This window comes from uncultured Tateyamaria sp., assembly GCF_947494755.1.
GTDB lineage: Bacteria > Pseudomonadota > Alphaproteobacteria > Rhodobacterales > Rhodobacteraceae > Tateyamaria.
Map to the genome: position 1 here is coordinate 116559 of NZ_CANLVZ010000003.1, position 20609 is coordinate 137167.

Annotated in this window: 20 protein-coding genes; 12 read left to right on the top strand and 8 right to left on the bottom strand. The window is 57.9% G+C overall.

Features of this window, described 5'->3' with window-relative positions; translation table 11 throughout:
• Positions 1-2: 2 nt before the first annotated feature.
• Positions 3-893 carry a ParB/RepB/Spo0J family partition protein gene (locus tag Q0908_RS04985; RefSeq protein ID WP_299281500.1) on the top strand — a complete coding sequence of 297 codons (891 nt, stop codon included), beginning with the start codon at positions 3-5 and terminating at the stop codon, positions 891-893.
• Here the strand turns inward: Q0908_RS04985 and hemW are convergent.
• From hemW to rph, 3 genes are read right to left on the bottom strand one after another with little or no spacing between them, the layout of a single operon-like run.
• Entirely contained in the window at positions 890-2035 is a 1146-nt protein-coding gene (hemW, locus tag Q0908_RS04990; protein ID WP_299281502.1) for a radical SAM family heme chaperone HemW, read from the bottom strand. The two genes, Q0908_RS04985 and hemW, sit on opposite strands and share 4 nt — an antisense overlap.
• Positions 2028-2639, bottom strand: a complete 612-nt coding sequence (gene rdgB, locus Q0908_RS04995) for an RdgB/HAM1 family non-canonical purine NTP pyrophosphatase (RefSeq protein WP_299281504.1) — start codon at positions 2637-2639, stop codon at positions 2028-2030. Before rdgB ends, hemW begins: the two co-directional genes overlap by 8 nt.
• Positions 2636-3349 (bottom strand): ribonuclease PH, encoded by a 714-nt coding sequence (gene rph, locus Q0908_RS05000; protein WP_299281505.1) that lies wholly within the window; start codon positions 3347-3349, stop codon positions 2636-2638. Before rph ends, rdgB begins: the two co-directional genes overlap by 4 nt.
• A gap of 96 nt (positions 3350-3445) precedes the next feature.
• Between rph and hrcA the strand changes: the two genes are divergently transcribed.
• Together hrcA and Q0908_RS05010 are read left to right on the top strand one after the other, a co-directional pair.
• The gene (hrcA, locus tag Q0908_RS05005; protein ID WP_299281506.1) at positions 3446-4516 is read left to right on the top strand and encodes a heat-inducible transcriptional repressor HrcA; all 1071 of its coding nucleotides are present in this window, start codon (positions 3446-3448) and stop codon (positions 4514-4516) included.
• A gap of 3 nt (positions 4517-4519) precedes the next feature.
• Positions 4520-5083 (top strand): nucleotide exchange factor GrpE, encoded by a 564-nt coding sequence (locus Q0908_RS05010; protein ID WP_299281507.1) that lies wholly within the window; start codon positions 4520-4522, stop codon positions 5081-5083.
• A gap of 39 nt (positions 5084-5122) precedes the next feature.
• On the opposite strand, the gene mutS is transcribed toward Q0908_RS05010, so the two are convergent.
• A complete protein-coding gene (gene mutS, locus Q0908_RS05015; RefSeq protein ID WP_299281509.1) occupies positions 5123-7753 on the bottom strand; it encodes a DNA mismatch repair protein MutS in 2631 nt (876 codons plus the stop codon).
• A gap of 123 nt (positions 7754-7876) precedes the next feature.
• Between mutS and Q0908_RS05020 the strand changes: the two genes are divergently transcribed.
• Together Q0908_RS05020 and Q0908_RS05025 are read left to right on the top strand one after the other, a co-directional pair.
• A complete protein-coding gene (locus tag Q0908_RS05020; RefSeq protein ID WP_299281511.1) occupies positions 7877-10132 on the top strand; it encodes an NADP-dependent malic enzyme in 2256 nt (751 codons plus the stop codon).
• The gene (locus Q0908_RS05025; RefSeq protein ID WP_299281513.1) at positions 10132-11010 is read left to right on the top strand and encodes a ribokinase; all 879 of its coding nucleotides are present in this window, start codon (positions 10132-10134) and stop codon (positions 11008-11010) included. Before Q0908_RS05020 ends, Q0908_RS05025 begins: the two co-directional genes overlap by 1 nt.
• Here the strand turns inward: Q0908_RS05025 and msrA are convergent.
• Entirely contained in the window at positions 11007-11666 is a 660-nt protein-coding gene (gene msrA, locus Q0908_RS05030) for a peptide-methionine (S)-S-oxide reductase MsrA (RefSeq protein WP_299281515.1), read from the bottom strand. The two genes, Q0908_RS05025 and msrA, sit on opposite strands and share 4 nt — an antisense overlap.
• Before the next feature lie 123 nt (positions 11667-11789).
• Here msrA and Q0908_RS05035 point away from each other — a divergent pair, with 123 nt between their 5' ends.
• Both Q0908_RS05035 and Q0908_RS05040 read left to right on the top strand, forming a co-directional pair.
• Positions 11790-12494, top strand: coding sequence for an HAD family hydrolase (locus tag Q0908_RS05035; RefSeq protein WP_299281517.1), 705 nt, complete (start codon positions 11790-11792; stop codon positions 12492-12494).
• Positions 12495-12805: 311 nt separating this feature from the next.
• On the top strand, positions 12806-12985 hold the full coding sequence (locus Q0908_RS05040; RefSeq protein WP_299281519.1) for a DUF1508 domain-containing protein: 180 nt from the start codon (positions 12806-12808) through the stop codon (positions 12983-12985).
• Between the two features lie 34 nt (positions 12986-13019).
• Here the strand turns inward: Q0908_RS05040 and Q0908_RS05045 are convergent, their stop codons facing one another.
• Positions 13020-14237, bottom strand: coding sequence for an argininosuccinate synthase (locus tag Q0908_RS05045; protein WP_299281521.1), 1218 nt, complete (start codon positions 14235-14237; stop codon positions 13020-13022).
• 117 nt (positions 14238-14354) lie between these two features.
• Between Q0908_RS05045 and ilvA the strand changes: the two genes are divergently transcribed.
• Entirely contained in the window at positions 14355-15581 is a 1227-nt protein-coding gene (gene ilvA / locus Q0908_RS05050) for a threonine ammonia-lyase IlvA (RefSeq protein ID WP_299281523.1), read from the top strand.
• Here the strand turns inward: ilvA and Q0908_RS05055 are convergent.
• A complete protein-coding gene (locus Q0908_RS05055) occupies positions 15578-15910 on the bottom strand; it encodes an Hpt domain-containing protein (RefSeq protein WP_299281525.1) in 333 nt (110 codons plus the stop codon). The genes ilvA and Q0908_RS05055 overlap by 4 nt on opposite strands.
• 140 nt (positions 15911-16050) lie before the next feature.
• Here Q0908_RS05055 and Q0908_RS05060 point away from each other — a divergent pair, with 140 nt between their 5' ends.
• Entirely contained in the window at positions 16051-17358 is a 1308-nt protein-coding gene (locus tag Q0908_RS05060) for a SpoIIE family protein phosphatase (RefSeq protein ID WP_299281527.1), read from the top strand.
• On the opposite strand, the gene Q0908_RS05065 is transcribed toward Q0908_RS05060, so the two are convergent.
• Positions 17334-17783, bottom strand: coding sequence for an NUDIX hydrolase (locus Q0908_RS05065; RefSeq protein ID WP_299281529.1), 450 nt, complete (start codon positions 17781-17783; stop codon positions 17334-17336). The genes Q0908_RS05060 and Q0908_RS05065 overlap by 25 nt on opposite strands.
• Before the next feature lie 78 nt (positions 17784-17861).
• On the opposite strand from Q0908_RS05065, the gene Q0908_RS05070 reads away from it, so the two are divergent.
• The 3 genes from Q0908_RS05070 to Q0908_RS05080 are packed head-to-tail and all read left to right on the top strand — an operon-like array spanning position 17862 to position 20585.
• Positions 17862-18848, top strand: coding sequence for an Hsp33 family molecular chaperone HslO (locus Q0908_RS05070; RefSeq protein ID WP_299281531.1), 987 nt, complete (start codon positions 17862-17864; stop codon positions 18846-18848).
• Positions 18841-19440: a CoA pyrophosphatase gene (locus Q0908_RS05075; RefSeq protein ID WP_299281533.1), complete on the top strand. Its 600-nt coding sequence runs from the start codon at positions 18841-18843 to the stop codon at positions 19438-19440. Before Q0908_RS05070 ends, Q0908_RS05075 begins: the two co-directional genes overlap by 8 nt.
• The gene (locus Q0908_RS05080) at positions 19413-20585 is read left to right on the top strand and encodes a CCA tRNA nucleotidyltransferase (protein ID WP_299281535.1); all 1173 of its coding nucleotides are present in this window, start codon (positions 19413-19415) and stop codon (positions 20583-20585) included. The genes Q0908_RS05075 and Q0908_RS05080 overlap by 28 nt, the downstream gene beginning before the upstream one ends.
• Positions 20586-20609: the final 24 nt, after the last annotated feature.

The following is a 20609-nucleotide window of genomic DNA, read 5'->3' on the forward strand; positions in this document are numbered from 1 at the left end:
GTATGGCAAGCAAAGATAAGAAGCGCGGTCTTGGCCGCGGTCTGTCGGCGTTGATGGCGGACGTGAACGAGGCAGAAACGCAGCAAACTGAGGCCCGTGGCACAGATCAATTCGTGCCCATTGAAAAAATCCGGCCAAACCCAGATCAGCCGCGAAAACGCTTCAACGCCGAAGATCTGAATAACCTGATTGCGTCGATCAAGGAAAAGGGTGTTCTTCAGCCCCTGATCGTTCGCAAAGTTGGTGATCAGTTTGAGATTGTTGCGGGTGAACGTCGTTGGCGCGCGGCGCAACAGGCACAGTTGCATCAGCTGCCCGTCGTCGTGCGCGACTTCACCGACGCGGAAGTGCTCGAAGTTGCCATCATCGAAAACATCCAGCGCGCAGACCTGAACCCGGTCGAAGAGGCGGCCGGGTACAAGCAGTTGATGGATCGTTTTGGGCATACGCAGGAGAAGATGGCGGAAGCCCTTGGCAAGAGCCGCAGTCACATTGCGAACCTGCTACGCTTGCTCCAGCTTCCAAGCAGCGTTCAGTCCTATGTCGTCGATGGTTCGCTGAGTGCGGGGCACGCGCGGGCGCTTATTACATCTGATGATCCAGAGGGGCTGGCGAAGAAGGTGATTTCCGGCGGACTGTCGGTGCGCGCCACGGAAGCCTTGGTCAAGAAGTCTGCTGCGGATGACAGTCAGAACATTTTTACTGGAGGCAAAAAGTTCTCCAAGCCCGAGAAGGATGCGGACACTCGCGCCTTGGAAAATGATCTTTCGGCGGCGACTGGTGTGAAAGTGACGCTATCGCACAAGCCAGACGGAGAGGCAGGTAAGCTTACGTTGCAATATGACACTTTGGATCAGCTTGACGAGCTTTGTCGTCGATTGAGTGCGGGCTAGTCTGCCAGCAAGGTCCGAAGGACGCCGTTTAAAAGCGTAAGCCCTTGATCGGTAACGGCTATTCTGGTTTCTGTATTGTCGATGAGCCCCATTCCAACGAGCTCGTTCACTTTGTCCTCTGGCAAGGGTTGCCCGGCCAAAGCCTCGTAACGGGGCAGATCCACACCTTCGGTCAACCGCAGCCCCATCATCAAAAACTCGACGGCTTGATCATTGCGCGACAGCATTTCGTTGGATTGTCTATCAGCCCCGGTCAACCACTTTGCCGGCATGCGTTGCTGTTCGGTTGCGATGCGTTGGCCGTTCGTGGTCAGTCGGCCATGCGCACCCGGACCAATCCCCGCATAGTCGCCGTACCGCCAATAGATGAGATTGTGCCGCGACTCTGCGCCATCTTTAGCGTGATTGGACACCTCGTAGCGCGGCATGTCGAATTCGGCGCAGATGTTTTGGGTGACGGCATACATATCGGCAGAAAGGTCGTCGTCGGGCAATCCACGCAATCCCCCGGCGGCATAGCGATCCCCGAATGCCGTCCCTGCCTCAACCGTCAGTTGATAAAGTGACACGTGGTCGAGCCCGAGACTAAGCGCGCGCCGCAACTCCGATTCCCAGTCTGTTAGAGACTGCTTTTGCCGCCCATACATCAGATCAAAGCTGACGCGTTGAAACTCTGACCGGGCAATATCGAAGGCCTTGAGCGCCTCGTCCGCCGTGTGCATTCGGCCAAGTGCCTTCAGGTCTGCATCGTTCAACGCTTGAATGCCCATAGAAACCCGGTTCACGCCCGCAGCACGGAAATCCGCGAATTTGGATGCCTCGACGGACGTGGGGTTTGCTTCGAGGGTGATTTCGAGATCGTTTGCGACTGGCCATGTGCGGTGTGCAGCCTGAACGATTGCATCGACAGTCGCAGGTGCCATCAGGCTGGGTGTGCCGCCACCAAAGAAAATAGACCGCAAAACGCGGCCGTTGGTGTTTTGGCCCACGCTTTCGACTTCACTAACCAGCGCGCTGCGCCACGCGTCGTGATCGACAGAGCGTGTGACGTGGCTGTTAAAGTCGCAATAGGGGCATTTGGCTGTGCAAAACGGCCAGTGAACGTATAGTCCAAAGCCGCCCGCTTCCCAATCCTCAGCCAAAACAGCCAGCAATCAGTTTGCTGAAGCTGTCGGCACGATGGCTGATCGCGTTTTTTTCGTCTGCGGACATTTCGGCAAATGTGCGGTCATGCCCAACAGGCACGAACATCGGATCATACCCATGACCCAGTTTGCCGCGCACAGGCCAGACCAGTGACCCATCAACAGTGCCGGCGAACACTTCGTCATGTCCGTCCGGCCATGCCAATACCAAGGTTGAGCAGAACCGAGCCGTCCATGGTTGCGGCGCATTGCATGCCACAAGCTCATTATATGCGCGGGTCATGGCCAGCATGAAATCGCGGCCATTCGGAGCTTCGGCCCAGTCAGCGGTGTAAACACCGGGCGCGCCATTGAGTCCGTCAATCTGAATCCCGGAATCGTCGGCCAATGCAGGAAGGCCCGTGGCTTGCGTCGCTGCATACGCTTTGATCCGCGCGTTGCCGATGAATGTGGTTTCAGTCTCTTCCGGTTCGGGCAATTGCATCTCTTTGGCCCCGACAACTTCAACGCCGCGAGGGGCAAAAAGCTGCTCCATCTCTTCGAGCTTGCCTGCATTATGGGTCGCGACAAGGATGCGGTTGCCATCAAACCGGCGTGTCACTTGACCGCCTCCAACTGCGCAGCACCCAATTCGGCCACACCTTTTTCCGCTAAATCCATCAACTGGTTCATCTGGTCACGGGAAAAGGTCGAACCCTCGGCACTCATCTGGATTTCGATCAGCTGGCCGTCACCCATCATGATGAAATTACCGTCTACGCCGGCTTCGCTGTCCTCGGGATAATCGAGGTCGAGCACGGGTTGCCCAGCATAGATCCCACAACTGACTGCCGCGACCGGAGAGATCAGCGGGTTGCTGATCACGTCGCCTGCTTTCATCAGCTTATCCACGGCCAAACGCAACGCGACCCAGCCCCCGGTGATGGACGCGCAGCGCGTCCCACCATCGGCTTGCAACACGTCGCAATCTACGGTGATCTGGCGTTCGCCCAAGGCCACGCGGTCAACGCCAGCCCGCAAGGCGCGGCCGATCAAGCGTTGAATTTCGACTGTCCGCCCGCCCTGTTTGCCTGATGCCGCTTCGCGGCGCATCCGTGTGTTCGTCGCGCGGGGCAACATCCCGTATTCAGCAGTGACCCAGCCCAAACCGGAGCCTTTGATGAACGGCGGGACCCGATCTTCAATCGTCGCTGTGCACAACACATGCGTGTCCCCCATTTTGATCAGGGCGGACCCCTCGGCGTGCTTGGTGAACCCTGTTTCAATTGAAACAGCCCGCATTTCGCTTAACTCTCGTCCAGAGGGGCGCATGATATGTCCTTTTTGCTACTCTGTCGGGATAACGCTGTGCCGGGTCCAGTGGCAACCCCGATTGACCTTTGTTTTTCGAGGCATTTAATACCAAGGATGACTGATACACAGAACCTTCTGGACGAAATGAACGCCCGCTCGCGCGAGGTGTTTCGGCGCGTCGTCGAGGGGTATCTTGAAAATGGCGATCCGGTAGGGTCCCGCACGCTCACCCGTGACTTTAGTGAAAGCGTGAGTGCCGCGACAATTCGCAACGTGATGCAGGACCTCGAATTCATGGGGTTGCTCGGCAGCCCGCACGTCAGCGCAGGGCGTGTGCCAACACAGTTGGGTCTGCGGATGTTTGTGGACGGCCTGCTGGAGGTGGGGGTGCCCGACGATTCGGATCGGGAAAAGATTGACGCGACCTTGGGGTCGAGCGAACGCGACGTCGGGGGCCTGCTGGATCGCGTTGGGTCTGCCTTGTCTGGTGTCACTCATGGTGCCTCGTTGGTATTGACCCCCAAACACGAGGCCCCGATCAAGCACCTGGATTTTGTGCCCGTTGGCCCAGAGCAAGCCCTCGTCGTTTTGGTGTTTGCGGATGGCCATGTCGAAAACCGCCTGTTCCAGCCGCCGCGCGGGCAGACGCCGTCCTCGATGCGCGAAGCGGCGAATTTTTTGAATGCGATCATCGAAGGCCACACCCTGAGTGAGGTCCATAAAATCGTTGAGCGAGAGATCGCGGCCCGACGTCAGGAGATCGACGCACTGTCGCGCGCACTGGTCGAAAGCGGGCTGGCCACATGGCAGGGCGATGGCGACACCCCCGAGCGGTTGATCGTGCGCGGCCGTTCAAACCTGCTGAGTGAGTCGGCCGAAGCCGGTGATCTGGAACGCATCCGATCCCTGTTTGACGACCTAGAACGCAAGCGCGATATCGCAGAATTTCTGGACCTGACCCAAGACGGCGATGGTGTACGCATTTTTATTGGTTCAGAGAACAAACTTTTCTCACTTTCGGGTTCCTCTTTGGTGGTTTCCCCATATATGAACGCGGATCGAAAGATTATCGGTGCGATTGGGGTCATTGGACCCACGCGGCTCAATTACGGCCGCATCGTTCCGATCGTGGATTACACAGCCCAGCTGGTCGGGCGTATGCTGACGGACCGCAGTGAAAGGTGAACTATGGCTGAGCCAAAGAATGATGATTTTCTAGACGATATCGAGATCGCCGAGGACGAAGAGTACGCCGACGATATGGCGGAAATTGGTGAGGAAGAGCTGGAGTTGGACCAGCTGCGCGCCGAACGCGATGAGTTGCGGGACCGCTTTATGCGCGCCTTGGCCGATGCCGAAAACGCGCGCAAACGATCTGACAAGGACCGTCGCGAGGCCGAGAATTATGGCGGCTCGAAACTTGCCCGCGATATGCTGCCCGTCTACGACAATATGAAACGTGCGCTTGAAGCGGCGACAGATGAACAGCGTGATGTGTCAGGCCCGCTTTTGGAAGGTGTTGAGTTGACCATGCGCGAATTGCTGAACGTCTTCAAAAAACACGGGATCGAGGTGATTGCCCCTGAAGTCGGCGATCGGTTTGATCCCCAGAACCATCAAGCGATGTTCGAAGCCCCGGTGCCCGGCACCAAGGCCGGCGATATCATTCAGGTGGCTGCTGAAGGGTTCATGCTGCATGACCGTCTGCTGCGACCCGCGCAGGTCGGTGTGTCCTCGACACCAGCAGTCTGACCGCCTTTTTCGAGTACTTCTGAAGCATTGAAGACGCAGTCAGGTCTTGGCCGCGTCTTTCAGTTTGTAGATCAGATTGAGCGCCTCGCGCGCGCTAAGCTCGTCTGGGTGGATGTCTTCCATCATTTCGATCAAGGGTGACGGTTCGGGTTTGCTGATGGGTGCCGCAGCAGTCGCCGAAAACAGCGGTAAATCATCGATCAGTGTCTTTTGTGTTGCGCCGCCTTCACGCTCACCGGACTCGAGCGCGTCTAAAACAACCCGCGCCCGCGAAATCACGGCAGGCGGCAACCCCGCGAGCTGCGCCACCTGCACACCGTAGGACCGATCCGCCGCACCGCGCCGCACCTCGTGCAGAAACACAACCTCGCCTTCCCACTCCTTGACGGCGACGGTTGCATTTTCGACCCCGTCGAGCTTCGTCGCGAGGGCTGTCATCTCGTGGTAATGCGTGGCGAACAGGGCGCGTGATTTGTTGACGTCGTGCAGGTGTTCGAGCGTGGCCCAGGCGATGGACAGCCCGTCATAGGTTGCAGTCCCGCGGCCGATTTCATCCAGGATCACCAAGGCGCGGTCATCGGCCTGGTTCAGAATGGCCGCGGTTTCGACCATTTCGACCATGAAGGTGGATCGCCCACGTGCCAAATCATCAGATGCGCCCACGCGGCTGAATATCTGACTGACAAGGCCGATATGTGCCGATGTGGCAGGCACATAGCTGCCCATCTGCGCAAGAATTGCGACCAAAGCGTTTTGTCGCAGGAAGGTTGATTTACCTGCCATGTTTGGGCCCGTGAGCAGCCAGACTGCAGCTTCCTGATCCGCGCTGAGGTTGCAATCATTGGCTATGAAGGGCGCGCCGTTCTGATTGTGCAGCGCCCGTTCGACGACTGGATGGCGACCTCCGACAATCTCGAAGGCGCGTGACGTATCCAGAACGGGCTTGCACCAGTCTTCTTTGACTGCGAGGTGGGCGAGGGCGGTCGCCAAATCAATCTCCGCCAAGGCCCGCGCCGTTTGTCCGATTTGGGCAGCATTTTCCAGAACCAGTGTCCTTAGCCCCTCATAGAGCCGCTTTTCGATTTCGAGCGCCCGCGATCCCGCATTCAAGATGCGCGTTTCGAGCTCTGACAGCTCGACCGTTGTGAAACGGACCTGGTTTGCTGTGGTTTGTCGGTGGATGAACGTTTCGCTCAGGGGTGACGACAGCATCTTGTCGGCGTGGGTAGCCGTCACCTCGATGAAATAGCCCAAGACATTGTTGTGTTTGATCTTGAGCGACTGAACACCGGAGCTTTGAACATATCCCTGCTGAAGCTGAGCAATGACGGACCGTCCTTCGTCGCGCAACGTGCGGGCCTCATCCAGATCGGGATCGCATCCGGCCGCGATAAAGCCACCGTCCCTTGCCAGTATCGGCGGGTCGGCTATCAGGTCGTTATCAAGTCGTTCAACAAGGTCATCGTGACCCACCAGGTCGTCATAGGCGTGTTGAAGCGAGGGCGGTAGATCGGAGGGTGCAGCACCGGCCAATTGCACTGCGCATTTCAATCCATTGCGCAATGCAGCAAGGTCGCGCGGGCCGCCGCGATCCAACGACAGACGCGATATCGCGCGATCTATGTCTGGAACTTGGCACAGTACGCTTCGAACGCTTTCGGTAAACGCACCGTCAGAAACGCCATACTCGACAGCGGTGTTCCGATCTAAAATTGTCTCTAATACGCGCGAAGGTGACGAAATGCGCCGCTCTAGAAGACGGGCACCGGCAGAAGTGACTGTGTGATCAAGCACCTCCAGCAAGGACCCTGATCGCCCACCCGACAGGGCGGATGTCAATTCCAGATTGCGCCGCGTGGCTGCATCAATCTGTACCGTCTTGGCCTGTATCTCTTGTTGGGGAGGGCGGAGGAGAGGCAGTTTCCCTTTTTGCGTCACCTCGAGATACTCGATAAGCGCGCTCATTGCGCCAATCTCGGCCCGACTGAACGTCCCGAAGGCGTCCAAAGTCGATACCTTGAACGTGCTGCACACCCGTGCGCTGCCGGCGCTGCTGTCAAATGCGGCGCGTCCAAGCGATGTCAGCGCGATCCCGAAATCATCTGTGATCTCGCGCAACTCGCTTTCCATACTTTCGGAAACGATCAGTTCTGAGGGGACAAGGCGTGCCAATTCAGGGCCTAACAAGGTTAAGTCCACGTTCATCACGTGGAAAGCACCGGTTGAAATATCCACCCAAGCCAATGCCCCTGACCCACGCACATCGGCGTAGGCAGCCAGGAAGTTATGCTTGCGCGCCTCCAGTAGGCTGTCTTCGGTCAACGTACCGGGTGTGACCAACCGGACCACGCCGCGTTTGACCACTGATTTGTAGCCCCGCTTTTTCGCTTCTGCCGGACTTTCCAATTGCTCGCAGACGGCAACGCGAAACCCCTTGCGGATAAGCGTGAGAAAATATCCCTCAGCCGCATGTACGGGGACACCACACATGGGAATATCCACCCCGTCATGTTTGCCGCGTTTGGTGAGCGCAATATCCAACGCTTCCGATGCGGCGACCGCATCGTCAAAGAACATCTCGTAGAAATCGCCCATGCGGTAGAACAGCAATGCGCCCGCATGATCAGCCTTGATTTCGAGATATTGCGCCATCATTGGCGTAACGGACATGGCGCACCCCCCGGTCTTGCCGCGCGACCTTACAAACAGGCGACGCGGAGCGAAAGCCAAAGTCGATTGAGGCACGCCACCTGCTGGTCTAAGACACATAGACGCGAGGGAGGACATCCGCACATGAGCAAGAACAAGGTCACAGCCGAAGAGGCGCTGGCGTTCCATATGGAGCCGACGCCCGGCAAGTTCGAAATCGCAGCGACGGTGCCGATGACCACGCAGCGCGACCTTAGCCTTGCCTATTCACCGGGTGTCGCGGTGCCCTGCGAAGCCATCGCGGAAAATCCTGAGCTTGCCTATGACTATACCAACAAGGGCAATCTGGTCGCGGTGATCTCGAACGGGACGGCGGTTTTGGGCCTTGGCAATCTGGGCGCGCTTGGATCGAAGCCTGTGATGGAGGGTAAGGCGGTACTGTTCAAACGCTTTGCTGACGTCAATTCCATCGACATTGAGCTCGACACCGAGGACCCCGATGCATTCTGCCAGGCGGTGAAGCTGATGGGTCCCACCTTTGGCGGGATTAACCTTGAGGACATCAAAGCACCCGAGTGTTTTATCATCGAACAACGCCTCAAAGAGGAAATGGACATCCCGGTGTTCCATGATGACCAGCATGGAACAGCTGTGATTTGTGCCGCGGGGCTGATCAATGCGCTCCATATTTCCGGCAAGAAGATCGAAGACGTCAAAATCGTTCTCAATGGTGCCGGTGCGGCGGGGATTGCGTGTATCGAGTTGCTGAAATCGATGGGTGCCCGGCATGACAATTGCGTCGTGTGCGACACCAAAGGCGTGATCTATCAAGGCCGCACCGAAGGCATGAACCAGTGGAAATCAGCTCACGCCATCAAGACAGAGTTGCGCAGCCTCGATGAGGCGATGAAGGGCGCGGATGTCTTTCTGGGCGTGTCTGTTAAAGGGGCCGTGACCCCCGCAATGGTCGAAAGCATGGCGGACAATCCGGTCATCTTTGCAATGGCGAACCCTGACCCTGAAATTACGCCCGAAGAGGCCCGCGAGGTGCGGATGGATGCAATCGTTGCCACAGGCCGCAGCGATTACCCCAACCAGGTCAACAACGTGTTGGGATTTCCCTATCTGTTCCGTGGTGCCCTCGACATTCATGCCCGCGCTATCAATGACGAGATGAAGATCGCCTGCGCACAGGCCCTTGCCGACCTCGCGCGCGAGGATGTGCCCGACGAGGTTGCGCTGGCTTACGGGAAGGCGCTGAGTTTTGGGCGCGACTACATCATCCCCACCCCATTTGATCCGCGCCTGATCCACCGCATTCCACCTGCTGTGGCGCGGGCTGGCATGGACACCGGTGCCGCCCGTCGCCCCATCATTGATATGGATGCGTATGAGTTGAGCTTGAAATCGCGGATGGACCCGACGGCCAGCATTCTGACGGGGATCAACGCGCGCGCCCGCGCCGCACAGGCCCGCATGATCTTTGCCGAAGGGGACGATCCGCGCGTGTTGCGTGCCGCCGTGATGTATCAACGCGCAGGCTTTGGCAAAGCATTGGTTGTGGGGCGTGCAGATGACGTCAAAAACAAGCTTGAAGAGGCTGGTTTGGCTGATGCCGTGCGAGAGCTGGATGTGGTCAACGCGGCCAATACCACCCACTTAGACACTTATAAGACCCATCTTTATGACCGCCTGCAACGTCGCGGTTTTGATCATCAGGACATTCACCGCCTTGCCGCGCGGGACCGTCATGTGTTTTCAGCTTTGATGCTAGCGCATGGGCATGGCGATGGGCTTGTCACAGGCGCAACCCGCAAATCGGCCCATATCCTTGATCGTATAAACCACGTGTATGATGCCGATGCGGATAGCAAGGCATCGGGCATTACTGCTCTCATCCATAAGGGGCGGATCGTGTTCATCGCCGACACGCTGGTGCACGAATGGCCTGACGAAGAGAACCTGGCCGATATCGCTGAACAGGCCGCGATGGTTGCCCGCAACATGGGTCTTGAGCCGCGCGTGGCTTTTGTAAGCTTTTCCACCTTTGGATACCCTGTCTCCGAACGGGCCGAAAAGATGCTGCAAGCGCCCAAGGTCCTCGACCAGCGTGGGGTGGAGTTCGAATACGAAGGCGAGATGACGGTCGATGTCGCGCTGAATGCGCATGCGCAAGCGGCCTATCCGTTTTCGCGGCTGACGGGACCAGCTAACATTCTTGTCGTACCTGCCCGTCATTCGGCCAGCATTTCCGTCAAGCTGATGCAAGAGATGGGAAGCGCGACGGTGATCGGGCCGATCCTTGCTGGCGTCGATGGCTCTATCCAGATCTGCTCCACCGGGTCGACCGCAAACGATATCCTGAACATGGCTGTACTTGCGGCCTGCAAGGTTGGCTGATGGCGGTCTGGAATCTCGGCTCAATCAACATCGACAACGTGTATCGCGTGCCGCACTTTCCGGCGCCGGGCGAGACGCTAAGCGCGTCGGACCATAGCCAAGGACTGGGCGGCAAGGGGGCGAATATGTCAGTGGCCATCGCACGTGCTGCTGCGAGGGTGAGTCATATTGGTGCAGTCGGTGGTGACGGTGGTTGGACGGTGGATCGGTTGATGGAGTACGGCGTCGACACCCGCCGCATCGACCGCATCGCCACTGCGGCGACCGGGCACGCCAATATCTCGGTTGATGATCAGGGCGAGAACCAGATCATCCTCTATCCCGGCACCAATCGGATGATTTCTGAGGATGCGATCAACAGCGCATTGTCCGCTGCGGCTGCCGGGGATTTTCTGGTGATGCAGAACGAAACGAACGGTCAAAAACTGGCGGCTCAGACGGCGCGGCAACTGGGGCTGAGGGTCATGTATGCCGCTGCCCCATTTGATACGGACGCTGTGTCAGATGTGTTACCGTTCACGGATCTGCTTGTTCTGAACGAGATTGAGGCCGATCAGCTGCAAGAGGCTGTGGGAAAGCCCCTCGATCACCTGGGCGTAGGCAATATCGTTGTGACGCTCGGCGCGGATGGGTGCCGTTGGCTGGATGTTCAGGCCGGGTCCGAACTGCATGTTCCGGCCATCCCCGTCGAGGCGGTGGACACAACCGGGGCAGGCGACACGTTCACAGGATATCTTGTCGCTGGTCTGGATCGTGGCATGCCGATTCAGCAGGCGCTGACGCTGGCCACGCAGGCGGGCGCGATCATGGTGACGCGTCACGGGACTGCGGATGTTATCCCCGACCTCAAAGATATCGAAGATGCGCGGTTGTCTTAGCTGCCAGCGAACGGAGCGGCCGCGCCCCACAGCTCTTTGACACGCGCGTCGCGGCCGCAGGCTTTGCGATATGCTTTATAAGCGTTTGCCTTCGACTTGGGCCCGAAGCGCGTCAGGATGATGTCCGTCTGCTTGTAATAATCCTGATGGTAGCTGTCGGCGGGGTAGAACGTCGCCGCGTTCCGTATCGGAGTCACGACGGACTTGCCCAAGTCAGCCTGCGCATTGGCTTTGGCCGCATTTGCTGCCGCTTTCTGGCTGGGTGTCGCGAAAACAGCGGTGCTGTAGCTTTGGCCGCGATCGCAGAACTGACCGCCTGCATCCGTTGGATCAACCGAGCGGAAGAAGAGCGCCAGCAGCGTTTCAACTTGAACTACATTGGGGTCGAATGTGATTTGCACGGCCTCCAAATGGCCCGTTCCGCCTTTGGTGACTTGCTTGTAGGTGGGGTCGCTGACCGTGCCGCCGGCAAAACCTGAAACCGCCTCTTTGACGCCTTTCACCTTTTCGAAATCAGCCTCGACGCACCAAAAACAGCCCCCTGCGACGGTCAGCGTTTCAAGTTGCTGCGCGTGCCCGCTCTTGGCTTGAGCAAACAGGCCGACGGTGATCGCAAGGCCAAGCGAAAAGGTTTTGAGTGTACGCATGGTGGTCATGGCAAGTCTCCTTTCATGGAAGTGTGGCGGAAACGGGTCGGCGGCTCAATTCAAAGCAGAGCGAGGTCGCGCAGGCGTGATCTGGCGTTTACCAATGTTTCAGCCGTGCGTAGCGTGGCGGACATGACAACACGTATCGCCATGTGGTCCGGGCCACGAAATCTATCGACCGCCATGATGTACAGCTTTGCCGCACGCGGGGATTGCCGCGTGGTAGATGAGCCGTTTTATGCAGCCTACCTTGCGCAGTCGGGCGCAGTGCATCCCTTGGGGGACGAGGTGATTGCAAGCCAGCCGACGGACCCTGATGTCGTCGCGGAAAGGCTGATTGCCCCTGTGTCAGAGCCTCTTTTCTATCAAAAACACATGACCCATCATATGCTGCCTGATTGGCCATACAGTTGGATGGGCCGTGTCAAAAACGTGTTTTTGATCCGTCACCCTGCGCGCGTGATTGCGAGCTACGCCAAGAAACGCGAAGCCCCTCAACTGAGCGATTTGGGGTTCCTCCAACAGGCAGAGATGTTCAAAAGCGTGGCCGACCCTATCGTGATCGATTCCAGCGACATCCGCGCTGATCCGCCTGTGATGTTGCAGAAACTTTGCGCCCGTTTGGATATTCCCTGGACGCCAAACATGCTGAGTTGGCCTTCCGGGGGGCATGCCGCGGACGGTGTTTGGGCGCGGCACTGGTATGGTGCGGTGCACCGATCCACCGGATTTGACAGCGCCGAAGGGGCGTTGCCAACGCTGGACAGTGCCTATGCGCGGATCGTTGATGCGGCGATGCCGAGTTACGAGGCGCTCGCCAAATTTAAACTCACTTGAGTAAAGCCCGTTCTTGGACCGCGATTCGCATTCGATAATCAGCTTAATCTATCTATATTTTGCGGGAAAAAATCCAGCTCCTACAACTGTTTGTGCCCAAGACTAAGGAAAGACTCGACTCATACGCAAACCTCTGGAATCAATAAGGGGCACCGTTGGCTCGGTGCCCCAAGACTGCCGCAGACGACAGTTTGTCCGATAAAGACAAGTCCAGCTTCATGGATTTCGGAACATTCGTCAAGCATGATGCGGTGTCCTTGCAGGTCCCGGTAAACCCATCGGGCCCGCACCGAAATTGTAAGGATATAGATATGTACTTTTATCTATACAAAGACAACCAAGGCTACTGGCGGTGGAAGTTAAAAGCCGCCAATCATGAGACGATCGCTGTTTCTTCTGAAAGTTACGTGAACAAATCTGATGCCGAGCACGCGATTAATCTCGTAAAATCAACAAACACTGCGCCGATTTACGAGTCGAAAGCAGCCTGAATGTAGTCGTGGGCAAGTAGTTGCCCACGGCTTTTCACATCAGCCGACGATCCCGTGCCGCGAGCAGCTTCAGCCGAAGGGCGTTCAACTGTATGAACCCGGCGGCGTCCTTCTGATCATAGGCCCCTGCATCATCCTCAAAGGTCACATGGGCTTCGGAATAGAGGCTGTGATCGGACCAACGCCCAACCGTGCGCGCCAACCCTTTGTAGAGTTTGAGGCGCACGGTGCCCGTCACATGTTCCTGGCTTTTGTCGATCAGGGATTGCAACATTTCGCGTTCGGGCGAGAACCAGAACCCGTTATAGATCAGTTCGGCATAGCGCGGCATCATCTCGTCCTTGAGGTGGGCTGCACCGCGATCCAGCGTGATCTGTTCGATCCCGCGATGCGCCTCAAGCAACACCGTGCCGCCGGGTGTTTCGTAGATCCCGCGCGATTTCATACCGACAAAGCGCCCCTCGACCAGATCAAGGCGACCGATCCCGTGCTTGCCACCCAATTCGTTCAGCTTGGTGAGGATCGTGGCAGGCGACATCGCCTCGCCGTTGATCGACACCGCGTCGCCCTTTTCAAAGCCGACTTCGATATATTCGGGCTCGTTTGGTGCATCCTCAGGCGCGACGGTGCGCTGATAGACGTAGTCGGGCGCGTCAACAGCCGGGTCTTCGAGCACTTTGCCTTCGGATGAGGTGTGCAACAGGTTCGCATCCACCGAAAACGGTGCCTCGCCGCGTTTGTCTTTGGCTATTGGGATCTGATTCTTTTCGGCAAAATCGATCAGCTTGGTCCGACTGGACAGGTCCCATTCCCGCCATGGCGCGATGACTTTGATGTCGGGATTCAACGCATAGGCAGCCAACTCAAAGCGCACCTGATCGTTACCCTTGCCGGTGGCACCGTGGGCCACGGCATCGGCACCCTCGATGGCTGCAATCTCGACCAGCCGTTTGGAGATCAAGGGGCGTGCGATGGAGGTACCAAGCAGGTACAGTCCCTCGTAAAGTGCGTTGGCGCGAAACATCGGGAACACGAAATCGCGCACGAATTCCTCGCGCACGTCCTCGATGTAGATCGACGACGCCCCCATCAGTTCCGCCTTGGCGCGGGCCGGTTCCAGCTCTTCGCCCTGACCCAGATCGGCGGTAAAGGTCACGACCTCACAGCCATATTCCGTTTGCAGCCATTTGAGGATGATAGACGTGTCCAGACCGCCGGAATAGGCTAGGACGACTTTCTTGGGTGCGCTCATCGGTCTTGTCTTTCCTGTCAGGTTTGGCTGGCGATACCGGTTTTGCAGGCAAGGGGCAAGATTGACCCACAAAGGTCGGCCCGCTAGGTCGATATGATTGCAGCGAAGGGGCAAAAGATGAGCTTTCAGGATGAGGCGCGGGCCGGTGAACGGGCCATGCGCGCGGTGTTTGCCCCGACGCCCTTGCTGCGAAATGACATGCTGTCGGCGCGGTTTGGTGCTGATATCTGGCTCAAGCGCGAAGACCTGAGTCCGGTGCGATCCTACAAATTGCGAGGCGCGTTCAATGCTATGCGCAAAGTGGATGCAGGAGATGCCACATTCGTGTGCGCGAGTGCCGGCAATCATGCGCAGGGTGTCGCGTATATGTGCAAGCATTTTGGGGCGCGGGGCGTAATTTTCATGCCTGTGACCACGCCGCAGCAAAAAATCATGAAAACGCAGATGTTTGGCGGCGATCATGTCGAAGTACGGCTGACCGGCGATTATTTTGACGACACGCTGGCCTCTGCTCAGGCGTTCAGCGCGAAGGTCGGCGCGCGGTTTCTGTCCCCCTTCGATGATGAGGATGTGATTGAAGGCCAAGCCTCGGTCGCGGTTGAAATCGAGGCCCAACTGGGCCGTTTGCCGGACCGGATCATCCTGCCTGTCGGCGGGGGCGGGTTATCTGCGGGGACGCGCAGCTATTTTGGTGATCGCATCGCCTACACCTTTGTAGAACCCTCGGGTGCGACGTCGCTTGCGGATGCGGTGAAAGCGGGCGAACCTGTCGATGTCTCGCCGATCAACACATTTGTGGATGGGGCCGCGGTGGCCAAGATTGGCGATCGCACATTCGCGCGCCTGTCTTCCATCGATCCGGCGGAGATCGTTGATATTGCAGAGGATCGTATCTGCAAAACCATCATCGATATGTTGAACGTAGAAGGCGTTGTGTTGGAGCCTGCTGGTGCCTTGGCGATTGAGGCGTTGTCGAACGTTGCTGACCAGATCAAAGGCAGGACGGTGGTGTGCATCGCCTCTGGCGGCAACTTTGATTTTGAACGGCTTCCCGAGGTCAAGGAACGTGCGCAACGCTACGCAGGCATCAAGAAGTATTTCATCCTGCGGATGCCGCAACGCCCCGGCGCATTGAAGGATTTCTTGAATATTCTGGGACCGGACGATGACATCGCGCGCTTTGAATATCTTAAAAAGTCAGCCCGAAATTTCGGGTCTGTCTTGATCGGGATCGAGACCAAACGACCTGAAAACTTTGACCGATTTTTCTCTGCATTGGACGCGCAGGGCTTCACCTATACCGACATCACGAACGATGAAACGCTGGCGCAGTTTGTGATCTAGGCCGCCGCACCTTGCGATAGGCCAGACAGAAACGCTGCTTTTGAGGCTTCAAAACTGATCAGGATTTCCGCGACATCGACGGACCCCGCGCTCCCGGCTGCTGCCATCGCTTCGCCGCGGTGACACAGCGATGCAAATTCGGAAAACCCCAAGTTCATCGCGCTGCCTTTCATGCAATGCAGTTTCGCCTCGAGTTGTGACAGGTCAACCTCGCCAGACAGCCCGTCTGTGATGTCTGAAACCTCCTCAATGAACAATGGCACGACCTCTTCGAAATCTTCTTCCCCGATTTCTGCCCGCAATGTCGTGACGCGTTGCCAATCTATCATGGTGTGCCTCTGCCGATATCTGAGCTGATCAAACACACTGACTGTTAAAAAACAGTAACCGTTAAAGGTTTAGGGACTCGGCCAATTTGTTTTACGGCCCGTTAAGCGGCCCGGGATAGAGAGTGGGCAAGCAGTTCGGAATGCGCAGTTTGATGAATGCAGACGTCCAAAATATTGATGCCGTCGACGCATCCGAAAGTGTATCCGCCGTGAGGGATGTGCCGCCACGGGTGCTGATTGTCGATGACAGTCGGTTGCAGCGCAAGATCCTGAGCAGTTCGATCAAGCGCTGGGGCTTTGAAGTGTATGAGGCGGGCTCTGCCGAAGAAGCACTTGAGATTGCGCACAAGGCGCATCCTGATCTGGTCCTGAGCGACTGGATGATGCCGGGGATGAACGGCCTCGAATTCTGCAATGAGTTTCGCAAGATGTCGGGGGATCGCTATGGGTATTTCATACTCTTAACCTCCAAGAGTGAAAAGAACGAGGTCGCCATGGGGCTGCAGGCCGGGGCGGACGATTTTGTCACCAAACCGGTGGATGCGAGCGAATTGCGTGCGCGTATCGCGGCGGGTCAGCGTATCCTGCGGATGCAGCGGGAATTGACCGAGAAGAACAGGCTGATCACTGACACATTGGACGAATTGCAGCGCGTTTACGATTCGCTCGATAACGATTTGATCGAGGCGAAAAAGCTACAGCAATCGCTGATCCGCGAGCGCCACAAATCCTTTGATTGCAGCGATGTGTCGTTGATGTTGCGCTCCAGCGGGCATGTGGGCGGCGATCTGGTTGGCTTTTTCCCTGCGGGTGAGGGACATCTTGGGTTGTTCTCGATTGATGTGTCTGGCCACGGAATCAGTTCGGCGCTGATGACGGCGCGACTGGCCGGATATCTGTCCGCTGCGGCCCCCGATCAGAACGTCGCGTTGCAGCGGTTGGATGATGGCAGCTACAGCTTTCTCCCGCCGGAACAGGTTATCGAAACGCTCAATGACCTCGTCCTTGATGAGATGGAGACGGAGCATTACTTTACCTTGCTGCTCGCCGATGTGGATCTGACAAGCGGGCATGTGCGTATGGCCCAGGCCGGGCACCCGCATCCGGCCGTGCAGCGGCGTGACGGTACGATCGAACAGACTGGGCCGGGGGGATTCCCCGTGGGTCTAATGTCGGGCATTTCGTTCACGCAGTTTGAAACGCAGCTCAACCCCGGTGACCGAATGCTGTTGTTATCCGATGGGGTGACCGAATGCCCCGGTCCCGATGGCGATATGCTCGAGGAGGAGGGACTGGCCGAGATCCTGCGCGAGCTCGCCCAGGTCAAAGGACCCGCTTTCTTCGAGGCGATGCTTTGGAAGATGTCAGATTTTGCCGGAGATATGGATTTTCCAGACGATGTGTCCGGTATTCTTTTTGAATATCACTGTACGCCGGACGACAAATAACGTGAGAGGAACAGGCGATCACCCTCATTGCGCAACGTCTCTGCCGCAAAGCTGGTAGGCATCCACATCGCAACGTGGTGTGGTTCGGTTGGATCACTGATGCGTAGGGTCGGGCGCGCCGCATAGATGTGGCACAGCTTTTCCGCCCACAAATCGTATTCCGGCATGTAAACAAAGCGCCGGAACGCACCTAGACGACGCGGTTGTGCGATATGCCAACCGGTCTCTTCAAACACTTCGCGATGCAACGCCTGCAGGGGCGACTCGCCGGGATCAATCCCGCCGCCGGGCAGTTGGATATCGGGATCAGGGTCAAACTGGCAGGTCAGCAACACCTTAGCATCGCGCTGCAAAACGGCATAGGCACCCGGGCGTTGAATGTATCTACGCCCGTGTTGCGGCGCATGTCCCACACGACGGATCATGGGCCACCTCTTTCAGTTTCGGATCATCGTCCTATATAGGGCGTCGATATGCCAATCAGTGGCGCCAAAGGAAACCCCATGACTATCGGTTCGCAACTCGCGTGGGACGACACCGTCCTGCCCTTCCAACTTGATGCCTCCGACATTCGCGGACGCGTTGCGCGTCTGGACGGTGTGTTGGACGGTATCCTCAGGCAACATGACTACCCGCCCCAGGTTGAGGCGTTGGTGGCAGAGATGGCTGTGCTGACCGCTTTGATCGGGCAGACTGTCAAACTGCGCTGGAAACTGTCGCTGCAGGTCCAGTCCAAGGGCCCTGTGCGCATGATCGCCACCGACTATTACGGTCCTGAGAAGGAAGGCGATGTGGCGCGTATTCGCGCCTATGCCACCTATGACGCGGATCGCCTGACAGATGGCGCGCCCTTCGAACAGGTGGGCGAGGGGTATTTCGCCATCCTCATCGATCAGGGCAAGGGCATGACCCCGTATCAAGGAATCACCCCGCTTGCAGGCGGGTCTCTTGCGGCCTGTGCGGAGTCTTACTTTGCCCAGTCCGAACAGTTGCCGACCCGATTCCAGTTGAGCTTTGGCCGGTCCTCGGAACCGGGTATTGCGGAACATTGGCGCGCAGGTGGCGTGATGCTGCAGCACATGCCCAAAGCCTCGCCGCTTGTCGCCAAGGGCGAAGGGTCGGGCGAAGTGTTGACGGCGGATGATCTGTTGGATGGCGATGGATCGGACAACTGGAACCGCGCCAATATCCTGCTGGATACGGTTGAGGAGATGGAGTTGATCGGCCCGCAACTTGCGCCGAGTGATTTGTTGTTGCGTCTGTTTCACGAGGAACAACCGCGTGTTTACGACACCCAACCCGTGCGTTTCGGCTGTACCTGTTCCGAAGATAGGGTGCGGCAAAGCCTGTCGATCTATTCGGCGCGCGATATCTCGACCATGACAACGGATGAGGGGCGCGTGACCGCAGATTGCCAGTTTTGCGGGGCGCATTACGACCTCGACCCGGCAACCGTCGGGTTCGAGGCGGAAGATCAGAGCGGTGAGTGACCTGATCGCGCGCACCCGTGCCGCCCTTGCACGGGCGGGTCATGCGTCGTCGGACTTTGACCTGAACCCCGGCGTGACCCTCGCGCCGGGGCGCAAGTTGCGTCCTGCGGCTGTGCTTGCGCCCATTATCGCGGGTCGTGACGGATATGACCTGATCCTGACGAAGCGATCTTCGGCTCTGAAACATCATCCGGGCCAGATCGCGTTTCCGGGTGGAAAGCAGGATGACGGTGACGCGGACCTGATTGCCACCGCGCTGCGCGAGGCACGGGAGGAAATCGGTTTGCCCGACACTCACCTCGAAATCCTTGGCAGTTTTGCGCCGCACGAAACCGTCACCTCTTTTACCATGACGCCCGTGGTCGCGTTGCTGTCGCAGGAGTTCGAGGCTGTCCCCGAGGCGGGGGAGGTTGCCGAAGTCTTTCGCGTGCCGCTGGCACACGTGCTGAACCCAGCCAACTATGTCGTGGAATCGCGTCATTGGCGTGGTCAGCAACGGTCATATTACGCAGTGCCCTACGGCCCCTATTACATCTGGGGCGCGACCGCGCGTATATTGCGCGCATGGACCGACCGACTGCCCCCACTTTAGATCCGCAAACCGCATTCTTGCGGGACGATGCGGCGCAGGCCTTGTGCCAGACGCTCGAAGACGGTGGGCATCGTGCGCTGTTTGTGGGTGGCTGCGTGCGCAATGCGGTCATGGGGCTACCGGCGTCCGATCTTGATATCTCGACCGATGCGCTGCCGGACCGGGTGATCGAACTGGCCAACGACGCTGGTTTTCGCGCGGTGCCCACCGGTATCGATCACGGCACAATCACGGTCGTCGTTGATGATACCCCCCTTGAAGTCACAACATTCCGACGCGATGTCGCCACGGATGGCCGTCGCGCGGTCGTTGCCTTTTCCAAAGATGTGAAAGAGGACGCGTTGCGGCGCGATTTCACGATGAACGCCATTTATGCGGATCGTCGCGGGACCATCATCGACCCCTTGGACGGGATGTCGGATGCACGCGCCCGTTATGTCCGGTTCATCGAAGATGCAGGGCAGCGCATCCGCGAGGATTACCTACGCACCCTCAGATATTTCCGTTTTCACGCGACCTACGCCGATCCGCAATTGGGGTGGGACGCGGACGCGCTGGATGGGATTGCGTCGAATCTTGATGGGCTCGAAACCCTGTCGGCCGAGCGTGTCGGGTCAGAGATAATGAAGCTGCTGTCCACGCCTGACCCGTCCCCAGCGGTTGCGGTCATGGATCAAACGGGCGTCCTGGTCCGCCTTCTGCCCGGCGCGGTGCCTGATTTTCTGGCCCCCATCGTGCATCTTGAAGGGTTGGTGCAAGCAACGCCTGATCCGCTGATCCGGTTGGCCGCGCTTGGGGGCGTGGATGTATCCAACCGCCTAAGGTTGTCCCGCAAAGACAGCCGCATATTCGATTCGATCAGGGAACACTGCGCGTCACCGCTGGGCGCACAGGCGCTGGGTCATGTTGCTGGCAAACAGGCGGGGCTGGGCGCCGCCTTACTTAGATCAGCCATGGCGAACCAACCGCTTGATCCGGCAGATGCCACCGCAGTGATGCAAGGCGCGGAAACGCCATTCCCCATATCCGCCAAGGATTTACCGGACTTGAGCGGGCCCGCTTTGGGCGACGTTCTCAAGGTATTGAAGGCGGACTGGCTCGCTTCAAACCTTACGAAAAGCAAAAACGACCTGCTCGCCTCGTGACTTTCGCGCAGCCTCGCGCTATGC

Coding starts and splice junctions, on each gene's coding strand:
- Q0908_RS04985 (WP_299281500.1), top strand. CDS start 3: ATGGCAAGCAAAGATAAGAAGCGCGGTCTTGGCCGCGGTCTGTCGGCG.
- rph (WP_299281505.1), bottom strand. CDS start 3,349: ATGCGCCCCTCTGGACGAGAGTTAAGCGAAATGCGGGCTGTTTCAATT.
- hrcA (WP_299281506.1), top strand. CDS start 3,446: ATGACTGATACACAGAACCTTCTGGACGAAATGAACGCCCGCTCGCGC.
- Q0908_RS05010 (WP_299281507.1), top strand. CDS start 4,520: ATGGCTGAGCCAAAGAATGATGATTTTCTAGACGATATCGAGATCGCC.
- mutS (WP_299281509.1), bottom strand. CDS start 7,753: ATGTCCGTTACGCCAATGATGGCGCAATATCTCGAAATCAAGGCTGAT.
- Q0908_RS05020 (WP_299281511.1), top strand. CDS start 7,877: ATGAGCAAGAACAAGGTCACAGCCGAAGAGGCGCTGGCGTTCCATATG.
- Q0908_RS05025 (WP_299281513.1), top strand. CDS start 10,132: ATGGCGGTCTGGAATCTCGGCTCAATCAACATCGACAACGTGTATCGC.
- msrA (WP_299281515.1), bottom strand. CDS start 11,666: ATGACCACCATGCGTACACTCAAAACCTTTTCGCTTGGCCTTGCGATC.
- Q0908_RS05035 (WP_299281517.1), top strand. CDS start 11,790: ATGACAACACGTATCGCCATGTGGTCCGGGCCACGAAATCTATCGACC.
- Q0908_RS05040 (WP_299281519.1), top strand. CDS start 12,806: ATGTACTTTTATCTATACAAAGACAACCAAGGCTACTGGCGGTGGAAG.
- Q0908_RS05045 (WP_299281521.1), bottom strand. CDS start 14,237: ATGAGCGCACCCAAGAAAGTCGTCCTAGCCTATTCCGGCGGTCTGGAC.
- ilvA (WP_299281523.1), top strand. CDS start 14,355: ATGAGCTTTCAGGATGAGGCGCGGGCCGGTGAACGGGCCATGCGCGCG.
- Q0908_RS05055 (WP_299281525.1), bottom strand. CDS start 15,910: ATGATAGATTGGCAACGCGTCACGACATTGCGGGCAGAAATCGGGGAA.
- Q0908_RS05060 (WP_299281527.1), top strand. CDS start 16,051: ATGCGCAGTTTGATGAATGCAGACGTCCAAAATATTGATGCCGTCGAC.
- Q0908_RS05065 (WP_299281529.1), bottom strand. CDS start 17,783: ATGATCCGTCGTGTGGGACATGCGCCGCAACACGGGCGTAGATACATT.
- Q0908_RS05070 (WP_299281531.1), top strand. CDS start 17,862: ATGACTATCGGTTCGCAACTCGCGTGGGACGACACCGTCCTGCCCTTC.
- Q0908_RS05080 (WP_299281535.1), top strand. CDS start 19,413: ATGGACCGACCGACTGCCCCCACTTTAGATCCGCAAACCGCATTCTTG.